An 18343-nucleotide genomic window follows, 5' to 3' on the forward strand; every position below is an offset into this window, starting at 1 on the left:
CCGCCGGACCTAGACTGAAAGGGTTCCCACCGCGGTCGGGAGGCGCCATGACTTTCGTACAAATCATCGACTGCAAGACGAGCAGGGTCGACGATCTGAACCGGCTCATGGATCAGTGGGTCGAGCAGACCGAGGGCAAGAGGACGGCGACGCACAGCATCGTCGGCAGGGACCGCTCGGACGCCTCGCATGTCGTGGAGATCGTGGAGTTCCCTTCGTACGACGTGGCCATGCGGAATTCGCAGCTGCCCGAGACGGACCGGATCTTCCGGGAGATGGTCGCGCTCTGTGACGAGATGCCGACGTTCACGGATCTGGATGTCGTACGGGACGAGGCCCTGTACAAGCGCAACGCGCGGAGGTTCTTCGAGCTGATCGCGGACGAGCCGGAGCTCGCGCTGCTCGACGAGGTGCTGACCGAGGGGTACCACGACCACGATCCGGCCAACGAGCAGGACGTCATCGGCATGGACGCCGTCCGGAGCGAGGTGGACATGTGGCGCGCCGGCTTCGACTTCGCGTTCACCGTCGAGGACCAGATCGCCGAGGGCGACCGGGTCTGCACCCGCTGGACCTGGAAGGGCACCAACAACGGCGACTTCATGGGCAACGCGGCGACCGGCATGGAGGTGACCATGAGCGGCACGGTCGTCCACCGCTTCCGGGACGACGGGAAGATCGTCGAGGGCTGGTGGCAGTACGACCTGCTGGGGCTCATGGCGCAGCTGGGGGTCATCGGCGACTAGCCGGAGAACAGCCGAGGCCCGGTGCTCCCGCGACGGGAGCACCGGGCCTCGGTGATCAGCTACTCAGAGCCTCAGTGGGAGTGGCCGTGACCGTGGCCGTGGCCGTGGCCGTGGTCCGCCGGCTCCTCTTCCTTCTTCTCCACCACGAGGGTCTCGGTGGTGAGGAGGAGGGAGGCGATCGAGGCGGCGTTCTCCAGGGCGGAGCGCGTCACCTTCACCGGGTCGATGACGCCGGCCTTGACCAGGTCGCCGTACTCGCCGGTGGCGGCGTTGAAGCCCTGGCCCTTGTCGAGCTCCGCCACCTTGGAGGTGATGACGTAGCCCTCGAGGCCGGCGTTCTCGGCGATCCAGCGCAGCGGCTCGACGGCGGCGCGGCGGACGACCGCGACACCCGTGGCCTCGTCGCCGGTCTTGTCGAGGTTGCCCTCGAGGACCTTGACGGCGTGGACGAGCGCGGAGCCACCACCGGAGACGATGCCCTCCTCGACCGCGGCGCGGGTCGCGGAGATGGCGTCCTCCAGACGGTGCTTCTTCTCCTTGAGCTCGACCTCGGTCGCGGCGCCGACCTTGATCACGCAGACGCCGCCGGCGAGCTTCGCGAGGCGCTCCTGGAGCTTCTCGCGGTCCCAGTCGGAGTCCGTGGACTCGATCTCGGCCTTGATCTGGCCGACGCGACCGGCGATGTCCTCGGCGTTGCCGCCACCGTCGACGATGGTGGTGGAGTCCTTGGTGATGGTCACGCGGCGGGCGGTGCCCAGCACGTCGAGACCGGCCTGGTCGAGCTTGAGGCCGACCTCCTCGGCGATGACCGTGGCACCGGTGAGGGTGGCCATGTCGCCGAGCATCGCCTTGCGGCGGTCACCGAAGCCGGGGGCCTTGACGGCCACGGCGTTGAAGGTGCCACGGATCTTGTTGACGACGAGGGTGGAGAGCGCCTCGCCCTCGACGTCCTCGGCGATGATCAGGAGCGGCTTGCTGGCGCCGGCCTGGATGACCTTCTCCAGGATGGGCAGCAGGTCCTGGATCGAGGAGATCTTGCCCTGGTTGATCAGGATGTACGGGTCGTCGAGGACGGCCTCCATACGCTCCTGGTCGGTGACCATGTACGGGGACAGGTAGCCCTTGTCGAAGGCCATGCCCTCGGTGAAGTCGAGCTCCAGGCCGAAGGTGTTGGACTCCTCGACGGTGATGACACCGTCCTTGCCGACCTTGTCCATCGCCTCGGCGATGAGCTCGCCGACCTGCTGGTCCTGCGCGGAGAGCGCGGCGACGGCGGCGATGTCGGACTTGTCCTCGATCGGGCGCGCGGTGGCGAGCAGCTCGTCGGAGACGGCCTTGACGGCGGCGTCGATGCCCTTCTTCAGGGCGGCCGGGGAGGCGCCGGCGGCGACGTTGCGCAGACCCTCGCGGACCAGGGCCTGGGCGAGCACGGTGGCGGTGGTGGTGCCGTCACCCGCGATGTCGTTGGTCTTGGTCGCCACCTCCTTCACCAGCTGGGCGCCGAGGTTCTCGTACGGGTCCTCGATCTCGACCTCGCGGGCGATCGTGACACCGTCGTTGGTGATGGTGGGCGCGCCGAACTTCTTGTCGATGACGACGTTGCGGCCCTTGGGGCCGATCGTCACCTTCACGGTGTCGGCAAGCTTGTTGACGCCGCGCTCAAGGGCGCGACGGGCGTCCTCGTCGAACTTCAGGATCTTCGCCATGGGAGCGATTCAGCCCTCTCGGATGTCGAAAAACTGGTGAAACCGAACTGCGCCCCGGACGCCCGGTGCGGGGTCAGGGGCGCAGCTCGAAGCATCTGCTTCAGGTACTTCGGTACTTCGGAGAATTACTTCTCGACGATCGCGAGCACGTCGCGAGCCGAGAGGACGAGGTACTCCTCGCCGTTGTACTTCACCTCGGTGCCGCCGTACTTGCTGTACAGCACGATGTCGCCGGTCTGGACGTCGAGCGGCAGACGCTCGCCGTTCTCGAAGCGGCCCGGGCCCACGGCCAGGACGACGCCCTCCTGGGGCTTCTCCTTGGCGGTGTCCGGAATGACCAGGCCAGAGGCGGTGGTCTGCTCGGCGTCGAGCGGCTGGACCACAATGCGGTCCTCGAGCGGCTTGATGGCAACCTTGGAGCTGGTGGTCGTCACGATCCGACCTCCCCCTTCGGAGATCTCACGGGGCTAACTGTCTGAGGTGGCGACCAGGTGGATCCGTCGTCGCGGGTGCCGGACCTGCCTGTCGCGCTTGGCACTCTCCAGTGGGGAGTGCCAGAGCCGAGACTATGACCGCGATTAGCACTCGGTCAAGCGGAGTGCCAATTCCTCGCTCCGTGGCGTGACGGGGAGCGCGCCGGAGGCCGTGCCGGAGCCCGCGCCGGGAAGCGCCTCGGGAGGGGCGCCGGGCGCCTTCGCGTCCCCGCAGTCCCCGGCCCGGACCTCCGCGCCCGCCTCCGCCCGTGCCTCCGCCCCCGCCTCCGGCGCCGCCGGCCGCGGGCTCACCCGTTCCGCGGCCTTGCGGCCGAGCCGTTCGATCGGGTCGACGGAGGAGGCGCAGGCCGGCAGGGCGAGGAGCGCGCCGGTCACGGCCAGAGCGGCGGCCAGGCGCCGTGACCGCGTTCTCACACGTAGTCCTCGAGCTTCGCGACGGCGTACCCCTTCGACGTGATCACGTTCATCACCCGGCGGATCATGTCCGGCATCGTGCCCTTCCAGTCCTCCTTGCCGCGGAAATGGGTGAGGACGATGTCGCCGGGGTGGAGGTCCCGGTCCCATTCGCGCCACTCCATGTGGTCGGGGAAGGCTTCGGAGGCCCAGAGCGGGACGGCCTTGACGCCGCAGGACTTGGCGGCGCGCAGGGTGTCCTCGTTGTAGTTGCCGTAGGGCGGGCGGAAGAGCGGGGGCCGTTTGCCGAAGCGCTTCTCGATGACGTCCTGCATGCCGCAGATCTCGCGCTTCTGCTGCCCGTAGGAGAGTCCGGGCAGGTAGCGGTGGTTGAGGGTGTGGTTGTGCAGGGAGACGCCGGTCTTCTGCGACTTCTGCATCCTGGCGAAGTAGCCGTAGTCGTCCTTGACGACGTAGTCGCTCAGGAAGGCGCTGAAGGGGAGCTTCAGGTCGCGCATCATCCGCAGCAGGTCGGGGTCCTTCTCGGCGCCGTCGTCGATGGTGAGGAAGACGATCTTCTGCTTGGTGGGCACGGTGGTGAAGACGGGCGGGAGGCCCTCGCCGTCGGTCTCGAAGCCCTTGCGGGTGGTGATCTTCGGCTTGACGGCGGGCGGGGCGGGCGCTTCGAGCGGGGTCTTGGCGAGGCCCCACTTCTTGGCGGCGAGCACGCGGGCGGCGCGTTCCTTGCGGACGCGGTCGAGGTAGGCGTTGAGTGCGCCGGAGGCGCCCCGGGCTTCCTGGGCCTGCTGTCCGGCGGCGGGTCCGTGGGCGCCGCCGTCCGGTCCGGCGGCGCCGGAACAGGCGGTGGCGGTGGCCGCGAGGGCGGCGACGAGGAGGGCGGCCCCGAGGGTCCGGTGGGTGGGGGGCGCGCCGATCACCATAGATTCTTCCTTTTGTCGTACTGGCTGCATGGCGCCGCATCCTGTCAGCGCGGAAGCGCCATCCGGGCCACGACACCGCCGTGCCGCGCCACCGTCCCCCGGGCGGCCCACAGCGGCGCAGGGCCCACAATGGGACGGGTGACCGACCTCGCCTCCTTCGCCTCCCTGCTCACCCCCGAAGGGCAGGCCCTCCTCGCCGCCCTGCGCGACTACGACCCCGCCCGGGAGCTTGCGGTCGCCTCCCGGCTGCGCCGCGACCACCCCGCCGAGCTCGTGACGGCCGCCATCGGCCAGGCCCGGCTGCGGCAGCGCGCGGTGGCGAAGTTCGGCGCCGAGGACGCGTACCGGATGTACTTCACGCCCAACGGCGTCGAGCAGTCGACCCGTGCCTCGGTCGGCGCCTACCGGGCCCGCCGGATGAAGGAGCTCGGCGTCGGCAGCGTCGCGGACCTCTGCTCCGGGATCGGCGGCGACGCCATCGCCCTCGCCCGCGCCGGGATCTCGGTCCTCGCCGTCGACCGCGACCCGCTGACCGCCGAGGCGGCCCGCGCCAACGCCGAGGCGCTCGGCCTCGCCGAGCTCATCGAGGTCCGCTGCGCCGACGTGACCGAGATCGACACGAGCCCGTACGACGCGGTCTTCGTCGACCCGGCGCGGCGCGGCGGCCGGGGCAGGATCTTCGACCCCGAGGCGTACTCCCCACCGCTGTCCTGGGCCGTCGAGGCGGCCCGCAAGGCCCCGCGCGCCGCCCTGAAGGTGGCGCCCGGCATCCCGCACGAGGCCGTCCCGGAGGACGCCGAGGCCGAGTGGATCTCGGACGGCGGGGACGTGAAGGAGGCCGTGATCTGGTTCGGTACGGAGCCGGGCGCGCGCCGCGCCACCCTGCTGCCCTCCGGCGCCGGGCTCACCGGCCGCGGCCTGCCCGACCCGGCGGTCCGGCCGGTCGGCCGCTACCTCTACGAGCCGGACGGCGCCGTCATCCGCGCGCACCTCGTCGCCGAGGTCGCGGAGGAGCTGGGCGGAGGTCTGATCGACGAGACGATCGCGTACGTCACGGCGGACGCGCTCACCCCCACCCCGTACGCCGCCGCCTACGAGATCACCGACGAACTCCCCTTCAACCTCAAGAAGTTGAAGGCCCTGCTGCGCGAGCGCGAGGTCGGCACCCTCACCGTGAAGAAGCGCGGCTCCGCGGTCGAACCCGAGGAGATCCGCCGCAAGGTGAAGCCGAAGGGCCCCAACTCCGCGACGGTGCTGCTCACTCGGGTCGCGGGAGCCCCGACGATGCTGATCGGCCGGCCGGCCGGCGGGGGCCGGTGAGCCGCACCGCGAAGCGGTAGTGGCCGACGGCCTTCGCCAGGCCCGTGAGCCCGGTGACCCACAGGATCAGGGCGGCGCCCATGCCGTAGGCGACCAGGCCGTAGCCGCCGTCCTCCCACGTCGCCCCCGCGGGCACGGCGAAGCCGAGCCACAGGCCGAGCCCGCACATCACGAAGGACAGCAGCAGCCAGCAGGCGCTGAGCGCGGGGGCGCGCAGCCGGGCGTCCGTCGGGCCGTGCCGGTCGAGGGCGGCCCACCGCACGAGCCGCTCCCGGACCGTCCGGTCCCGCCGCGAGGCGCGGACGGTCAGCCACACCGCCGGCACCAGGACGCCGACGCCCAGGACGGCCGCGAACACCCCGATCATCACGGTGAACGGGTCCGGCATCGGCCCGCCGACCGAGGTCAGCAGCACCCCCACGAGCCCCCAGCCCAGCTGGAGCAGCGCGAACCACACCAGGAACAGCGCAAGACGCCCCGCCCCGAGCAGCCGCCTCCGCAACTCCTCCAGGGCCAGCGCCCGGTCGGCGATCCGCGCCTCCCGGTCGGGCCAGCTCTGCAGCTCGGCGGGCGGGGGCGGCGGGGGCAGAACGGTACGCGGGGACATGCCGAGCACCTTAAGCGGCCCGCCCCCTGAGCCCGTCAAGGGCCTCCCGGCTCCCCGACCCCCGGCTCCCCGTCCGGTCACGGTCCCCCCGACTCCCCCGCCTTCCCCCTCAGCAGCGCCCGCTCGCTCTCGTTCCGGGTGAGTTCGGCCGCCCGCTCGAACTCCGCGCGCGCCTCCTCCGTACGGCCGAGCCGGGCCAGCAGGTCGCCGCGGACGCTGGGGAGCAAGTGGTAGCGGGCCAGGGCCGGTTCGGCGGCGAGGGCGTCGACGATCGGGAGGGCGGCGGCCGGCCCTTCGGTCATCGACACGGCGACGGCACGGTTCAGTTCGACCACCGGGGAGGGCGCGAGGGTGCCGAGCCGCCCGTAGAGCGCGGCGATCGTCGCCCAGTCGGTCTCCTCGTACGAGGACGCGCGCGCGTGGCAGGCGGCGATGGCGGCCTGGAGGGCGTACGGGCCGTAGGTGCGTCCGTCCCCGGCCCGTTCGAGGGCGGCGAAGCCGCGCCGGATCAGCAGCCGGTCCCAGCGCCGCCGGTTCTGCTCGGCGAGCAGCACCGGCCGCCCGTCGGGCCCGGTGCGCGCCGCCGTGCGGGAGGCCTGGAGTTCCAACAGCGCTGCCAGGCCCTGCACTTCGCCCTCCTGGGGCACGAGGGCGGCGAGCACCCGGGCGAGCCGCAGCGCGTCCTCGCACAGGCCGGGCCGCAGCAGGTCGTCGCCGGCGGTCGCCGCGTACCCCTCGTTGAAGACGAGGTAGACGACTTCGAGGACGGAGCCGAGCCGGGCCGCCCGGTCCTCCCCGTACGGCACCTCGAACTCGACGCCGGCCTTCGCGAGCGTCCGCTTGGCGCGGGTGATCCGGGCGGCGACGGTCGCCTCCGGCACGAGGAAGGCGCGGGCGATCTCGTCCGTGCGGAGCCCGCAGACGAGCCGCAGCGTGAGCGCGGCCCGCGCCCCGGCGGAGAGCACCGGGTGGCAGGCGGTGAAGATCAGCCGCAGCACGTCGTCGTCGATGTCGCCGGGCCCCGGGGGCTCGGGGTCGTACGACTCCTCCGGGAGCGTCCTGCCGACCTCGGCGAGCTTCCTGGCGTACGTCTCGCGCCGCCGCACCAGGTCGACGGCGCGGTGCTTGGCGGTGGCCGTGAGCCAGGCGCCCGGACGGTCCGGGACGCCCGACCGCGGCCACTGCTCAAGCGCGGAGACGAGGGCGTCCTGGGCGATCTCCTCGGCGATGCCGACGTCCCTGACGATCCGGGCCACGGTCGCGATGATCCGCGCCGACTCCATCCGGAAGACCGTCTCCAGCGTGCTCTCCACCGTCACATCCCGAAGGAAAGCACAGCGCGGTTCAGCCCTCCGGCATCTCCTCGACCTCGCGGACCTCCAGGCCGACCTTCCAGTGCGGCGGGTGGACGGCCAGGAACCGCTTGCCCCACTCGACGGCCTCGGCCATGTCCTTGCACTGGAGCATCGCGTACCCGCCGACGACCTCCTTGGTCTCCGTGAACGGGCCGTCGGTGTACGACAGGCTGCCGTCCGACCAGGTGATCCGGGTGGCCTCGGCGGTCGGCTTGAGGCCGGCCGTGTCCAGCATCGCGCCGGCCTTGGTGATCTCCTCGAAGAGTGCGCCCATCCGCTCCTCGAAGCCGGGGTCGGCGCTCTCCATGTCGATGGTGTTCTCCTCGATGCGGACGAGGGACAGGTAGCGGGGCATGACGGCTCCTCGGTGGTGCGGTGGCGGGGCCGTTCCCCGCCTTCCACACATACGTCGAACGGGATCGCCCCGCATCGACAGCGCGCCGGGAGATTTTTCTAGAGGTAGTCCTCCAGGCGGGCCACGGTGAAGCCCTGCTCCTGGATGCGGCGCAGCAGGGTGGCCGTCATCTCGGTCATGGTGCGGCCCTTGAGCTCGGACGGGCCGCGGAAGTGGGCCAGGATGATGTCGCCGGGGTGGAGCTTCCGGTCGCCGCGCTGGTACTGCATGTTCTTGATCTGCATGGACTCGCGCCACAGGACGATCGCGTCGACCCCGCACTGTCCGGCCGCCGCGCGGGTGGCCTCGTTCCAGTTGCCGTAGGGCGGGCGGAAGAGGCGGGGGGTGGCGCCGTAGCGCTTCGCGAGCTTCTCCTGCTGGCCGCAGATCTCCCGGCGCTGGGCTTCCTGGGAGAGGGTGCGCAGGTTGGGGTGGGTGAGGGTGTGGTTGGCGACGCCGTGGCCCTGGGCGGCGAGCGGGGCGAAGTACCCGTAGTCGGCGCGGATGGCGGAGTCCGTGAGGAACATCGTGAAGGGCACCTTGAGCTCGTCCATCATCGTGACGAACCCGGGGTCCTTCTCGGCCCCGTCGTCGATCGTGAGGAACACGATCTTCTCGGTGGTGGGGATCTCGCTGACGACCGGCACCGGCTCACCCGGCCGCCGCACCACCGGTTTGACGGCGGGCGGCGCGGGCGGGGCCGGGAAGGGCTTCAGACCCCACTTCCGGTACGCGGCGGCCGCGGGCGCCCCGGCCGCCTGCCGTCCCGCCGGGTGCCCGGCGGTGGGCGCGGCCGTCGGCGCGGTCCCGGTGCCGCTGCCGGTCACGGGCGCGGTCGTCCGTTCCCGTACGGGGGGTCCGGCGGGATGCTCCGCGGTGCAGCCGGTCACCAGGAGGGTGACGGCGGTCAGCGCCGCCCACAGCGCGATCTTCTTCTTCACGCGGTGTGGGATGCCCGGAGCGGGCGAAAGGTTGCTCGACTCCCGCCCGCGTGTCCGCTATTCGACGGATTCGAAGCGCCAGCGGTGGACCGGACGGGTGATCAGCTCGGCGTCCGGCTCCGGCAGCTCGGGCAGTTCGGCGTCGAAGGCCTCCGCCTCCCACCAGGTGAGGACGAGGACCCGGTCCTGCGGGGCCCGGAAGATCTCCCGGCGCAGCGGCTCGCGGGCGAGGACCTGGGCCCGCGCCCATTCCAGGAGCTCGGGGCCCCGGTCCTGGGCGGCCCGGGCCTCCCACATCAGGGTGAGCCTCACGGGTACAGGTTCTCCTTGCTGACCTCGTGCACGTGGTCGTGGTCGTGACCGTGGCCGTGGTGGTGGGCGCCGGGCACGTGCGGGTCGGTCACCGGCAGCGAGGAGTCCGCCGACAGTTCCAGGTCGGAGGCCGGCCGGTTGCGGGCGACCATCTCGGAGCCGAGCGCCGCGACCATGGCGCCGTTGTCGGTGCACAGGCCGGGCCGGGGCACCCGCAGCCGGATGCCGGCCCGCTCGCAGCGCTCCTGGGCGAGCGCCCGCAGCCGCGAGTTGGCGGCGACGCCGCCGCCGATCATCAGGTGGTCGACGCCCTCGTCCTTGCAGGCCCGTACGGCCTTCCGGGTGAGGACGTCGACGACGGCCTCCTGGAAGGACGCGGCGACGTCCCGTACGGGCACGTCCTCGCCGGCCGCCCGCTTGGCCTCGATCCAGCGGGCCACGGCGGTCTTCAGGCCGGAGAAGGAGAAGTCGTACGCGGGGTCGCGGGAGCCGCTCAGGCCGCGCGGGAAGGCGATGGCGGCCGGGTCGCCCTCCTTGGCGAGCCGGTCGATGACCGGGCCGCCGGGGAAGCCGAGGTCGAGGACGCGGGCGATCTTGTCGAAGGCCTCGCCGGCCGCGTCGTCGATGGTCGCGCCCATCGGCCGCACGTCGGAGGTGATGTCGGCGGAGAGCAGCAGCGAGGAGTGGCCGCCGGAGACGAGCAGCGCCATCGTCGGCTCGGGCAGCTTGCCGTGCTCCAGCTGGTCGACGCAGATGTGCGAGGCGAGGTGGTTGACCCCGTACAGCGGCTTGCCGAGGGCGTACGCGTACGCCTTGGCCGCCGAGACGCCGACGAGCAGCGCGCCGGCGAGACCGGGTCCCGCGGTGACGGCGATGCCGTCGAGGTCCCTGGCGGAGATCCCGGCCGTCTTCAGGGCGCGCTCGATCGTCGGGACCATCGCCTCCAGATGGGCGCGGGAGGCGATCTCGGGCACGACGCCGCCGAATCGGGCGTGGGTGTCGACGCTGGAGGCGATCGCGTCCGCGAGGAGGGTGGTGCCGTGCACGATGCCGACGCCGGTCTCGTCGCAGGAGGTCTCGATGCCGAGTACGAGCGGTTCGTCAGCAGCCATCAGTCATTCCAGCCATGGGTCGGTGCGTGGGTCGGTACGGACATCAGATCTCGGTCTCTGTTCCTTGGACGGTCAGCCGCATCACGAGCGCGTCCACGTTCCCCGGCTGGTAGTAGCCGCGCCGGAAACCGATCGGTTCGAAGCCGAAGCGCTCGTAGAGCTTCTGCGCCCTGGTGTTGTCCACCCGCACTTCGAGGAGGACCTCGTCGCATTCGAAGGCGGTGGCGTGGTGGAGCAGGTCGGTGAGGAGCCGGGCGCCGAGGCCGGTGCCCCACTGGTCGCGGGCGACGGCGATCGTCTGCACGTCGCCGAGCCCGCCGGCCGCGGCGAGCCCCGCGTACCCGACGAGCCGCCCCGCCGCGTCCTCCGCGACGATGTAGTGCCGGGTGGCGCCGGGCCCGCGGGAGTGCGCGAGCTCGGACCAGAACATCCCCTCCGACCAGGCGTCCTCGGGAAACAGCTCCGCTTCGAGCGCGAGCACCGGCGCGATGTCCCACCAGCGCATCTCGCGCAGCACGGCCGTCACTTGGGGGTGACCACCTTGTAGTTCTTCGGCACCTGCGCGTCGGGGCGCCGCAGGTACATCGGCAGCGGGTCGAGGAAGCCCTCCCCGCCCGCCGTGAGCCGCTCGGCGGCGAGCCCGGCGAGCGCGGCCGCCGACTGGTGCTCGGGGTCGCGGGCGTCGGGGAAGGCGTCGGGGTAGAGCCGGGCGCCCGCGCCGACGACCGGGAGGCCGGCGAGCCGCTCGGCGATGTCGGCGGGCCGGTCGACGGCCGCGTCGGTCACCCGCGTGCGGGAGTCGTCGTACCGCGCCCAGTAGACCTCCTTGCGCCGCGCGTCCGTGGCGACGGCGAACGGCCCGTCGATCCCGGAGGCGTACGCGAGTCCGTCGAGGGTGCACAGGCCGTGCACCGGCACGCCGAGCGCGGAGGAGAAGGCGGCGGCCGTGACGAGGCCGACGCGCAGCCCGGTGTACGGCCCGGGGCCGACGCCGACGACGATCCCGGTGACCGCGTCGAGCTTCACCCCGGCCTCCTTGAGGACCCGGTCCACGGCGGGCATCAGGAGCTCCCCGTGGCGGCGGGCGTCGACCTGGCCCGACGAGGCGACGACGGCCTCGCCGTCGTGCAGGGCGACGGTGACGGCGGGGGTGGCGGTATCCATGGCGAGCAACAGCACGCGAACAGCCTACGGCTCCCGGGCCCGGTGCCGCCCCGCCGCCCGGGCACGGCCGGACGCCGCCCTGGGCACGGCGCCCCGAACCTCGGTCCCGCGGCTGCTACCGTCACCCTTCGATACGTTCGTACGAGAGGTGGGCACGGTGGCACGGAGCAGCTCGGGATTCGTGGCCGGGCTCACCGCGGCGGCCATCGCCGCGGTCGGCTTCCTCGCCTACCAGGCCTCGGCGAACGCCCCCGCCGACCTGTCCGTGAAGCCGCCGGGCGCCTCCGTCCCCTCGGTCTCGCCGAGCGGCGGCGTGAAGAAGCCGACCGGCGACCCGCTGGCGCTGCCGGCGAGCTCCGGGACCGGCGAGCGGGTCGTGTACTCCCTCGGTGACCGCCGCGTCTGGCTCGTCGACGGCAAGGGCAAGGCGACCCGGACGTTCTCGGTGATGCCGAGCACGGTGTCCCCGCTGCCCGGCGCGTACAAGGTGACCTCGCGCTCGGGTTCGGTCCGCGGCTCCGACGGGGTGCAGATCGAGCACGTGGTGCGGTTCGCGAACAACCAGGACGTGGCCATCGGCTTCAGCGCCGCCGTGGACGGCTCGACGCCCACCCCCGACCCGACGAAGAAGACCGGCGGCATCCGCATGAAGCGCGCCGACGGCGACGCGCTGTGGACCTTCGCGGTGATCGGCGCGAAGGTCGTCGTCATCGCCTGAGGCCGCCGCGGAACAGCGGTGACGGGACGGACGGCTCAGGCCGCCTCGTCCCGGACCGTTTCCTCCTCCGGCTGTTCGGCCGGCTGCGGCGGCGGGGTCGAGAGGGCCCGCGCGGCGGCGCAGGACGCCAGCAGTTCGCTCATCGGGACGTGGTCCCGGCCGGGTTCCGCGCGCTCAGGCGTCGCCATGCATGCCTCCCGTAGGTTAGGTACACCTAACCAGCTCGTGCATCCATGTCACCACGGCGCGCACGGCCCACGCAACACCTTCCCGACACGTTGTCGGAACCTACGTACGGAGACCGCCCGCGCTCAGAGCGCGGCCAGGTCCTCGTCCGCCCAGCGCGCCCCGATCCCGCGCAGCACGACCGTGCGGCGGTCGTCGTCGGTGTCACCGGTCACCCGGTGGATCAGCAGGTGCAGCCGGTCGTCCGTGAGCTCCTCGACCTTGCCGTCACCCCACTCGACGACCACCACCGACTCCGGCAGCGAGACGTCGAGATCCAGGTCCTCCATCTCGTCGAGCCCGCCACCGAGCCGGTACGCGTCCACGTGCACCAGGGCCGGGCCCCCGGTCAGCGACGGATGGACCCGGGCGATGACGAACGTCGGGGACGTGACCGCCCCCCGGACGCCGAGGCCCTCGCCGAGGCCGCGGGTGAGCGTGGTCTTCCCGGCGCCGAGCTCGCCGGTGAGCATGACGAGGTCCCCCGGTCGGAGAACCTTCGCGAGCCGGCGGCCCAGCTCCTGCATCTGCTGCGGGGAGTCGACCGAGAGGGTGGCGCCGGAGACGGGCGGGTGCGCTGCTTCCATACCCGCCAACTTAGCCCTTGCGGGTGTCCGTCCTCACCGCCGCCGCGACCGTCGGCGCCCCCGGCACCGCACCCGCCCGCACCAGCAGGTCGGCCAGCCGGTCGGTGACCGCCTCGGGGTGCTCCAGCATCACCAGGTGCCCGGCGTCCGGGACGATGACCAGCTCGGCGTCCGGCAGGAGGTCGCCGATGGCCTCCGTGTGGGAGCTGGGGGTCACCAGGTCGTTGTCGCCGGCGAGGGCGAGGGCGGGCAGGTCGCCGAAGACGGCGAGGGCGGCGGACTTGTCGTGCTCGGCGAAGGCCGGGTAGAAGGCGGCGACCACGTCGATCGGCGTGGACTCGATCATCCGCTCGGCGAACCGGGCGACCGCCGGATCGACGTCCTTCGACGAGAACGAGTACTTCTTGATCAGCCCGGCGAACAGGTCGGCGGTCGCCCGGCGCCCCCGCTCGACCAGCTCCGCCTGCGACCCGAGCGCCCGCAGCACCCCCGGCAGGACCCGCCGGACGGCGTTCACGCCGGCGACCGGAAGGCCGTACGACACCTCGTCCAGCTTCCCCGCCGAGGTGCCGACGAAGGCGACGCCCACCACCCGGTCGCGGACCAGCTCGGGGAACTGCTCGGCGAGCGCCATCACCGTCATGCCGCCCATCGAGTGCCCGACCAGGACCAGCGGCCCCTCGGGCGCGGCCGCGTCGAGCACGGCCTTCAGATCGCGGCCGAGCCGCTCGATGGAGACCGGCACCGCCTCGGACCCGGTCTGCGCGACCCCGTGCCCGGAGCGGCCGTGGCCGCGCTGGTCCCAGTGGACGCTGCGGACCAGACCGCGCAGCGCGGCGCGCTGGAAGTGCCAGGAGTCCTGGTTGAGGCAGTAGCCATGGCTGAAGACGACGGTCACCGGGGCGGGTTCCTTCCGCCCGAAGAGCCGCCTGCGGCGACCGGACGCCGGCTCCGGCTCGACCTCGTCCACCTCGTAGTACAGGACCGTCCCGTCGTCGGCCGACGCCCGTCCGGGCGTCCCGCGCAGCCCGCCGTACGGGCCCGTGGCATCGAGCGCGAGCCGCGCCTTCTGCCGTACGGAACGGCCCACGGTCAGCCGCTCGACCGCGACCCCGGCGGCCGCTCCGGCGGCGAGGACGCCCAGCGCGGCACCGGCGATCCCGGCCCGCCTCCAGCTGCTCGACTCGCCCATGCCGGCCCCTCCGCCCGCTCGCTGCTGCGCTTGCTCGCTACTCGCTACTCGCCCAGATAGACGCGCGGCACGCGCGCGCCGATCCGGGTCACGATCTCGTACGCGATGGTGTCGGCGGCCACCGCCCAGTCCTCCGCGGTCGGCTCGCCCCGCTCCCCGGACCCGAAGAGCACCGCCTCGGTCCCCGGCTCGGGCGTGTCGCCACCCAGGTCGACCACGAACTGGTCCATCGCGACCCGCCCGGCGACCGTACGCACCCGGTCCCCGACCAGGACGGGCCCGCGCCCGGAGGCGTGCCGCGGGACGCCGTCCGCGTACCCCAGCGGGATCAGACCCAGGGTCGTCTCGCCCTCGGTCACGTAGTGGTGCCCGTAACTGACCCCGTGTCCGGCGGGCACCCGCTTCACCAGCGCGACGCTGCCCTTCAGGGACATCACCGGCCGCAGCCCGAGCTCGGCGGAGGTGCCGAGCTCGGGGCTCGGCGACACGCCGTACATCGCGATGCCCGGCCGCACCAGGTCGAAATGGGCCTCGGGCAGCGTCAGCGTCGCCGGCGAGTTCGCGATGTGCCGGACCTCCGGCTCCACCCCCGCCTTCTCCGCGTGATCGAGCATCGAACGGAACACGTCCAGCTGCGCCGCGATCGATGGGTGGTGCGGCTCGTCGGCGCACGCGAAGTGCGACCACAGGCCCGTCACCTTCACCAGGCCCTGCGCCTCGGCCTTCAGCGCCTCGGTGACCAGCTCGGGCCAGTCGGCGGGCTGGCAGCCGTTGCGCCCCAGACCCGTGTCCGCCTTCAGCTGGATCCGGGCCCGCTTGCCGGTCGTCTCGGCCGCGGCCATGACCTCCCGCAGCGCCCACATCCCGCTCACGGACATGTCGAGGTTCGCCTCGATGCCCAGGTCCCAGGGGTCGCCCGGCGTCCACAGCCAGCACATCACCGGCACGTCCGTGATGCCCGCCGCGCGCAGCGCCAGCGCCTCGTGCGGGGTGGCGGTGCCGAGCCAGTCCGCTCCCGCGTCCAGGGCGGCGCGGGCGCAGCGCAGCGCTCCGTGGCCGTACGCGTCCGCCTTCACCACGGCCATGATCCGGACGTGGGGGGCGACGCGGGCGCGCAGCGTGCGGACGTTCGCACGCAGCGCGCCGAGGTCGATCTCGGCACGGGCTCTGCGGGGCGGCGGCATCTCAGTCATCGCGCCCAGTCTCTCAGGTGTCAGCTGCCGGGCCGCTTTCCCCAGATGTAGACCCGGTCACCCTTGCGGAGGACCCCCCACAGTTTCTCCGCGTTCCGGTAGCTGAGATTCACACAGCCCCGGCTGCCCGTCGGCGTGGCGAGCTGCCCGTACACCGCGTGGAACGCCTGTCCTCCGCTGAAGAACTGCGAGAAGGGCATCGGCGTGTCGTAGATCGACGACCAGTGGTCCTTGTGGCGCCAGTAGACCGTGTGCCAGCCGGTCCTCGTGGCGTACCCGACCCGCCCGGTCCTGACGTTCACCACCGAGTACGTCACCTTTTTGTTCTTCTGCACCCACATCAGCTGCCGGTCCAGGTCCACGCAGGCCACCGCGTACTTCTTCACCGGGCAGCGCTTCCCCGGATCGAGTGACTTCCGTGCCGCGAGCAGCTCCGCCCGCGACCACGTCACGGGCCCCGCGTACCCGTTCGCCGGCTCGATCTTCTCCCGCAGCTGGAAGGCCTTGATGGCCTTGCAGTCCGCCGCCGACTGCTTCCCGTCCGCCTTCAGGCCGAGCAGCTTCTCCACCCGCCGCTGGTACGTCCCCGCCTTCGCCGTGCAGGCCGCGCCCACCGCGCTCCGGGGCACGTACTCCACAAGACCCTCGTCGGTCCCCTCCGGGACGGGCACCGGCACCTCCCCCTCCGGCTGCAACGGCGGCAGCACCTGGTCGGGCGTATCCATCGGATACTCCGCCCTCGCCCCGCCCGGCACCCCGGGCACCAGCACGTCCCCCGGGTCCGGCACCCCGGAAGCCGCCCCCTGCCCCGGCCCCACCACCGCCGAGGCGACCAACACCAGCAACAACGCGGTCCCGCTTCTCCGACTGATCACCCCACCCACCCAAGCCCCGCCCCCTCCCCCGGGCACCCCGAGTCCCACCCCTGGCCCAACCATTTCCGCCAACCGGGTCCCCTCGCGACCCCACGAGCCGACCGGGTCCCCTCGCGACCCCACAAGCCGACCGGCTCCCCCCGCGGCCTCACGAGCCAATCGGCTCCCCCGGCGGCCTCACGAGGAGGTGACGTCGAGCCAGGCGTCCCGGAGGGCGTGGGCGACCTCGGTCGCGGTGACGGGCGCGCCGCCCGAGGAGGCGCGGCGGGCGGCGAGCCCGTGCAGGTACGCGCCGCAGGAGCCCGCGTCCAGCGGGGAGAGCCCGGCCGCGAGGAGGGAGCCGGCGAGGCCGGAGAGCACATCGCCGCTGCCGGCGGTGGCGAGCCACGGGGTGCCGGTCGGGTTGACCCGTACGGGACCGCGCCCAGGGTCGGACACCAGCGTCGTGGAGCCCTTGAGGAGCACCGTCGCCCCGAACCGCCCCGCCAGCTCCCGCACGGCGGCGAGCCGCCCCGCCTCCACCTCCTCCCGCGCGACCCCGAGCAGCGCGGCCGCCTCGCCGGCGTGCGGGGTCAGGAGGGTGGGCGCGTCCCGCCCGCGTACGGCCCCGGGGTCGAGCCCCCGCAGCCCGTCCGCGTCGACGAGCACCGGTACGTCGGTCGCCAGCACCTCGGCCACGACGCCGGTGCCGTCGCCGATCCCCGGCCCGACCACCCAGGCCTGCACCCGCCCGGCCTTCGACGGCGGCCCCGCGTGCACCAGCGTCTCGGGGTGCGCGGCGATCACCGCGTCCGCCGCGGGCCCGACGTACCGCACGGCCCCCGCACCGCCCCGCAGCGCCCCGGCCACGGCGAGCACCGCGGCCCCCGGGTACCTGGCCGACCCGGCGGCCACCCCGAGCACGCCCCGCCGGTACTTGTCGCTCTCCGCACCGGGTACGGGCAGCAGCCACGCCACGTCCTCGTGCTGGAGCGCCGCCACGTCCGGCACCCCGGGCAGGAACGCGTCGAGACCGATGTCCACCAGCCGCAGCGCGCCCGCGTACTCCCGCCCCGGATCGATCAGCAGCCCCGGCTTGTACGCCCCGAACGTGATCGTCGCGTCCGCCCGCAGCGCCTCGCCGACGACCTCCCCGCTGTCCGCGTCCACCCCGCTCGGCAGGTCGACGGCCACCACGACCGCCCCGGAACCCCGCGCGGCCCGCGCGACCGGCACCGCCTCGGGCCGCAGCCCGCCCCGCCCGCCGATCCCGGTGATCCCGTCGACGACGAGATCGGCGGAGGCCAGCGCGTCGAAGGGATCCTCGGCGATCCGGCCGCCGGCCGCGCGGAGCGCCGCCATCCCGCCGTCGTGCGCGCGCGCCCCGAGCAGCACCGCCGTGACGCCCGCGCCCCTGCGCGCGAGCCGTGCCCCGGCGTACAGCGCGTCGCCGCCGTTGTCCCCGCCGCCGACGAGCAGGACGACCCTCGCCCCGTACACCCGCCCCTTGCCGAGCAGCGAGCCGCAGGCGGCCGCGAGCCCGGCGGCGGCCCGCTGCATCAGCGCCCCCTCCGGCACCCGCGCCATCGCCTCGGCCTCGGCGGCCCGAACCGTCTCCACCCGATACGCAGTTCGCATGTCCGCAGTCTCCCCCGCGGCGCCCGCCCGGGCCCGCACCCGCGCCGGGCCCGCCGGGTGCGGGCCCGGGCGGGGTCAGGCTTCGGCGATGACGACGGCGGAGGCCACGCCGGCGTCGTGGCTGAGGGAGACGTGCCAGTGCCTGACGCCCAGTTCGGCGGCCCGCGCCGCCACCGTCCCCCGCACCCGCAGCCTCGGCTGCCCGGTGCCCTCGACGTACACCTCGGCGTCGGTCCAGAGGAGGCCGCCGGGCGCGCCGAGCGCCTTGGCGAGGGCTTCCTTCGCGGCGAAGCGGACGGCGAGGGAGGCCGGTCCCCGCCGCTCACCGCTCGGGAGGAGCATTTCGCGTTCGACGAAGAGGCGCCGGAGGAGCCCCGGCGTCCGCTCGATCGATGCGGCGAAGCGGTCGATTTCCGCCACGTCGATCCCCACCCCGATGATCATTTGTTAC

22 protein-coding genes are annotated in these 18343 nt (G+C 73.1%); 3 read left to right on the top strand and 19 right to left on the bottom strand.

Going from position 1 to position 18343, the window contains the following annotated elements:
- Positions 1-47: 47 nt before the first annotated feature.
- On the top strand, positions 48-746 hold the full coding sequence (locus ACZ7G1_RS27895) for an ester cyclase (RefSeq protein WP_470879819.1): 699 nt from the start codon (positions 48-50) through the stop codon (positions 744-746).
- A gap of 71 nt (positions 747-817) precedes the next feature.
- Here the strand turns inward: ACZ7G1_RS27895 and groL are convergent, their stop codons facing one another.
- The 4 genes from groL to ACZ7G1_RS27915 all read right to left on the bottom strand — a co-directional run bounded on the left by groL (position 818) and on the right by ACZ7G1_RS27915 (position 4280).
- Entirely contained in the window at positions 818-2452 is a 1635-nt protein-coding gene (groL, locus tag ACZ7G1_RS27900; protein ID WP_470877090.1) for a chaperonin GroEL, read from the bottom strand.
- Positions 2453-2577: 125 nt separating this feature from the next.
- Entirely contained in the window at positions 2578-2886 is a 309-nt protein-coding gene (gene groES, locus ACZ7G1_RS27905; protein WP_073810087.1) for a co-chaperone GroES, read from the bottom strand.
- A gap of 144 nt (positions 2887-3030) precedes the next feature.
- The gene (locus ACZ7G1_RS27910; protein WP_470877089.1) at positions 3031-3360 is read right to left on the bottom strand and encodes a hypothetical protein; all 330 of its coding nucleotides are present in this window, start codon (positions 3358-3360) and stop codon (positions 3031-3033) included.
- The gene (locus ACZ7G1_RS27915) at positions 3357-4280 is read right to left on the bottom strand and encodes a polysaccharide deacetylase family protein (RefSeq protein WP_470877088.1); all 924 of its coding nucleotides are present in this window, start codon (positions 4278-4280) and stop codon (positions 3357-3359) included. Before ACZ7G1_RS27915 ends, ACZ7G1_RS27910 begins: the two co-directional genes overlap by 4 nt.
- A 129-nt stretch (positions 4281-4409) precedes the next feature.
- On the opposite strand from ACZ7G1_RS27915, the gene ACZ7G1_RS27920 reads away from it, so the two are divergent.
- Positions 4410-5600, top strand: a complete 1191-nt coding sequence (locus tag ACZ7G1_RS27920) for a THUMP-like domain-containing protein (RefSeq protein WP_470877087.1) — start codon at positions 4410-4412, stop codon at positions 5598-5600.
- Here ACZ7G1_RS27920 and ACZ7G1_RS27925 read toward each other — a convergent pair.
- The 8 genes from ACZ7G1_RS27925 to tsaB all read right to left on the bottom strand — a co-directional run bounded on the left by ACZ7G1_RS27925 (position 5539) and on the right by tsaB (position 11500).
- Positions 5539-6207, bottom strand: a complete 669-nt coding sequence (locus ACZ7G1_RS27925) for a hypothetical protein (RefSeq protein WP_470877086.1) — start codon at positions 6205-6207, stop codon at positions 5539-5541. The genes ACZ7G1_RS27920 and ACZ7G1_RS27925 overlap by 62 nt on opposite strands.
- A 77-nt stretch (positions 6208-6284) precedes the next feature.
- Positions 6285-7490, bottom strand: coding sequence for an RNA polymerase sigma factor (locus ACZ7G1_RS27930; protein ID WP_470877101.1), 1206 nt, complete (start codon positions 7488-7490; stop codon positions 6285-6287).
- A 61-nt stretch (positions 7491-7551) separates the two neighbouring features.
- Entirely contained in the window at positions 7552-7917 is a 366-nt protein-coding gene (locus ACZ7G1_RS27935; RefSeq protein ID WP_470877085.1) for a YciI family protein, read from the bottom strand.
- Positions 7918-8015: 98 nt separating this feature from the next.
- Positions 8016-8897: a polysaccharide deacetylase family protein gene (locus ACZ7G1_RS27940; RefSeq protein ID WP_470877084.1), complete on the bottom strand. Its 882-nt coding sequence runs from the start codon at positions 8895-8897 to the stop codon at positions 8016-8018.
- A gap of 57 nt (positions 8898-8954) precedes the next feature.
- Positions 8955-9209 (bottom strand): hypothetical protein, encoded by a 255-nt coding sequence (locus tag ACZ7G1_RS27945; protein ID WP_470877083.1) that lies wholly within the window; start codon positions 9207-9209, stop codon positions 8955-8957.
- Complete coding sequence (gene tsaD, locus ACZ7G1_RS27950) at positions 9206-10321, bottom strand: tRNA (adenosine(37)-N6)-threonylcarbamoyltransferase complex transferase subunit TsaD (RefSeq protein ID WP_470877082.1); 1116 nt, start codon at positions 10319-10321, stop codon at positions 9206-9208. Before tsaD ends, ACZ7G1_RS27945 begins: the two co-directional genes overlap by 4 nt.
- Before the next feature lie 43 nt (positions 10322-10364).
- Positions 10365-10826: a ribosomal protein S18-alanine N-acetyltransferase gene (rimI, locus tag ACZ7G1_RS27955; RefSeq protein ID WP_470877100.1), complete on the bottom strand. Its 462-nt coding sequence runs from the start codon at positions 10824-10826 to the stop codon at positions 10365-10367.
- A 17-nt stretch (positions 10827-10843) separates the two neighbouring features.
- Complete coding sequence (gene tsaB / locus ACZ7G1_RS27960) at positions 10844-11500, bottom strand: tRNA (adenosine(37)-N6)-threonylcarbamoyltransferase complex dimerization subunit type 1 TsaB (protein WP_470877081.1); 657 nt, start codon at positions 11498-11500, stop codon at positions 10844-10846.
- A gap of 166 nt (positions 11501-11666) precedes the next feature.
- Between tsaB and ACZ7G1_RS27965 the strand changes: the two genes are divergently transcribed.
- Complete coding sequence (locus ACZ7G1_RS27965) at positions 11667-12203, top strand: L,D-transpeptidase (protein ID WP_470877099.1); 537 nt, start codon at positions 11667-11669, stop codon at positions 12201-12203.
- Between the two features lie 35 nt (positions 12204-12238).
- Here the strand turns inward: ACZ7G1_RS27965 and ACZ7G1_RS27970 are convergent, their stop codons facing one another.
- The 7 genes from ACZ7G1_RS27970 to ACZ7G1_RS28000 form a co-directional block, all read right to left on the bottom strand.
- Positions 12239-12391: a hypothetical protein gene (locus ACZ7G1_RS27970; protein ID WP_470877080.1), complete on the bottom strand. Its 153-nt coding sequence runs from the start codon at positions 12389-12391 to the stop codon at positions 12239-12241.
- Positions 12392-12514: 123 nt separating this feature from the next.
- Positions 12515-13015 carry a tRNA (adenosine(37)-N6)-threonylcarbamoyltransferase complex ATPase subunit type 1 TsaE gene (gene tsaE, locus ACZ7G1_RS27975; RefSeq protein ID WP_470877079.1) on the bottom strand — a complete coding sequence of 167 codons (501 nt, stop codon included), beginning with the start codon at positions 13013-13015 and terminating at the stop codon, positions 12515-12517.
- Between the two features lie 10 nt (positions 13016-13025).
- Positions 13026-14207: an alpha/beta fold hydrolase gene (locus ACZ7G1_RS27980; protein WP_470877076.1), complete on the bottom strand. Its 1182-nt coding sequence runs from the start codon at positions 14205-14207 to the stop codon at positions 13026-13028.
- 44 nt (positions 14208-14251) lie between these two features.
- Entirely contained in the window at positions 14252-15400 is a 1149-nt protein-coding gene (gene alr, locus ACZ7G1_RS27985; RefSeq protein WP_470877073.1) for an alanine racemase, read from the bottom strand.
- Positions 15401-15420: 20 nt separating this feature from the next.
- A complete protein-coding gene (locus ACZ7G1_RS27990; RefSeq protein ID WP_470877070.1) occupies positions 15421-16125 on the bottom strand; it encodes a L,D-transpeptidase in 705 nt (234 codons plus the stop codon).
- A 327-nt stretch (positions 16126-16452) separates the two neighbouring features.
- A complete protein-coding gene (locus tag ACZ7G1_RS27995; protein ID WP_470877068.1) occupies positions 16453-17892 on the bottom strand; it encodes an NAD(P)H-hydrate dehydratase in 1440 nt (479 codons plus the stop codon).
- Positions 17893-17967: 75 nt separating this feature from the next.
- Positions 17968-18336, bottom strand: a complete 369-nt coding sequence (locus ACZ7G1_RS28000; RefSeq protein ID WP_470877066.1) for a holo-ACP synthase — start codon at positions 18334-18336, stop codon at positions 17968-17970.
- Positions 18337-18343 lie beyond the last annotated feature (7 nt).

Source organism: Streptomyces sp. NPDC037273 (genome assembly GCF_055603625.1).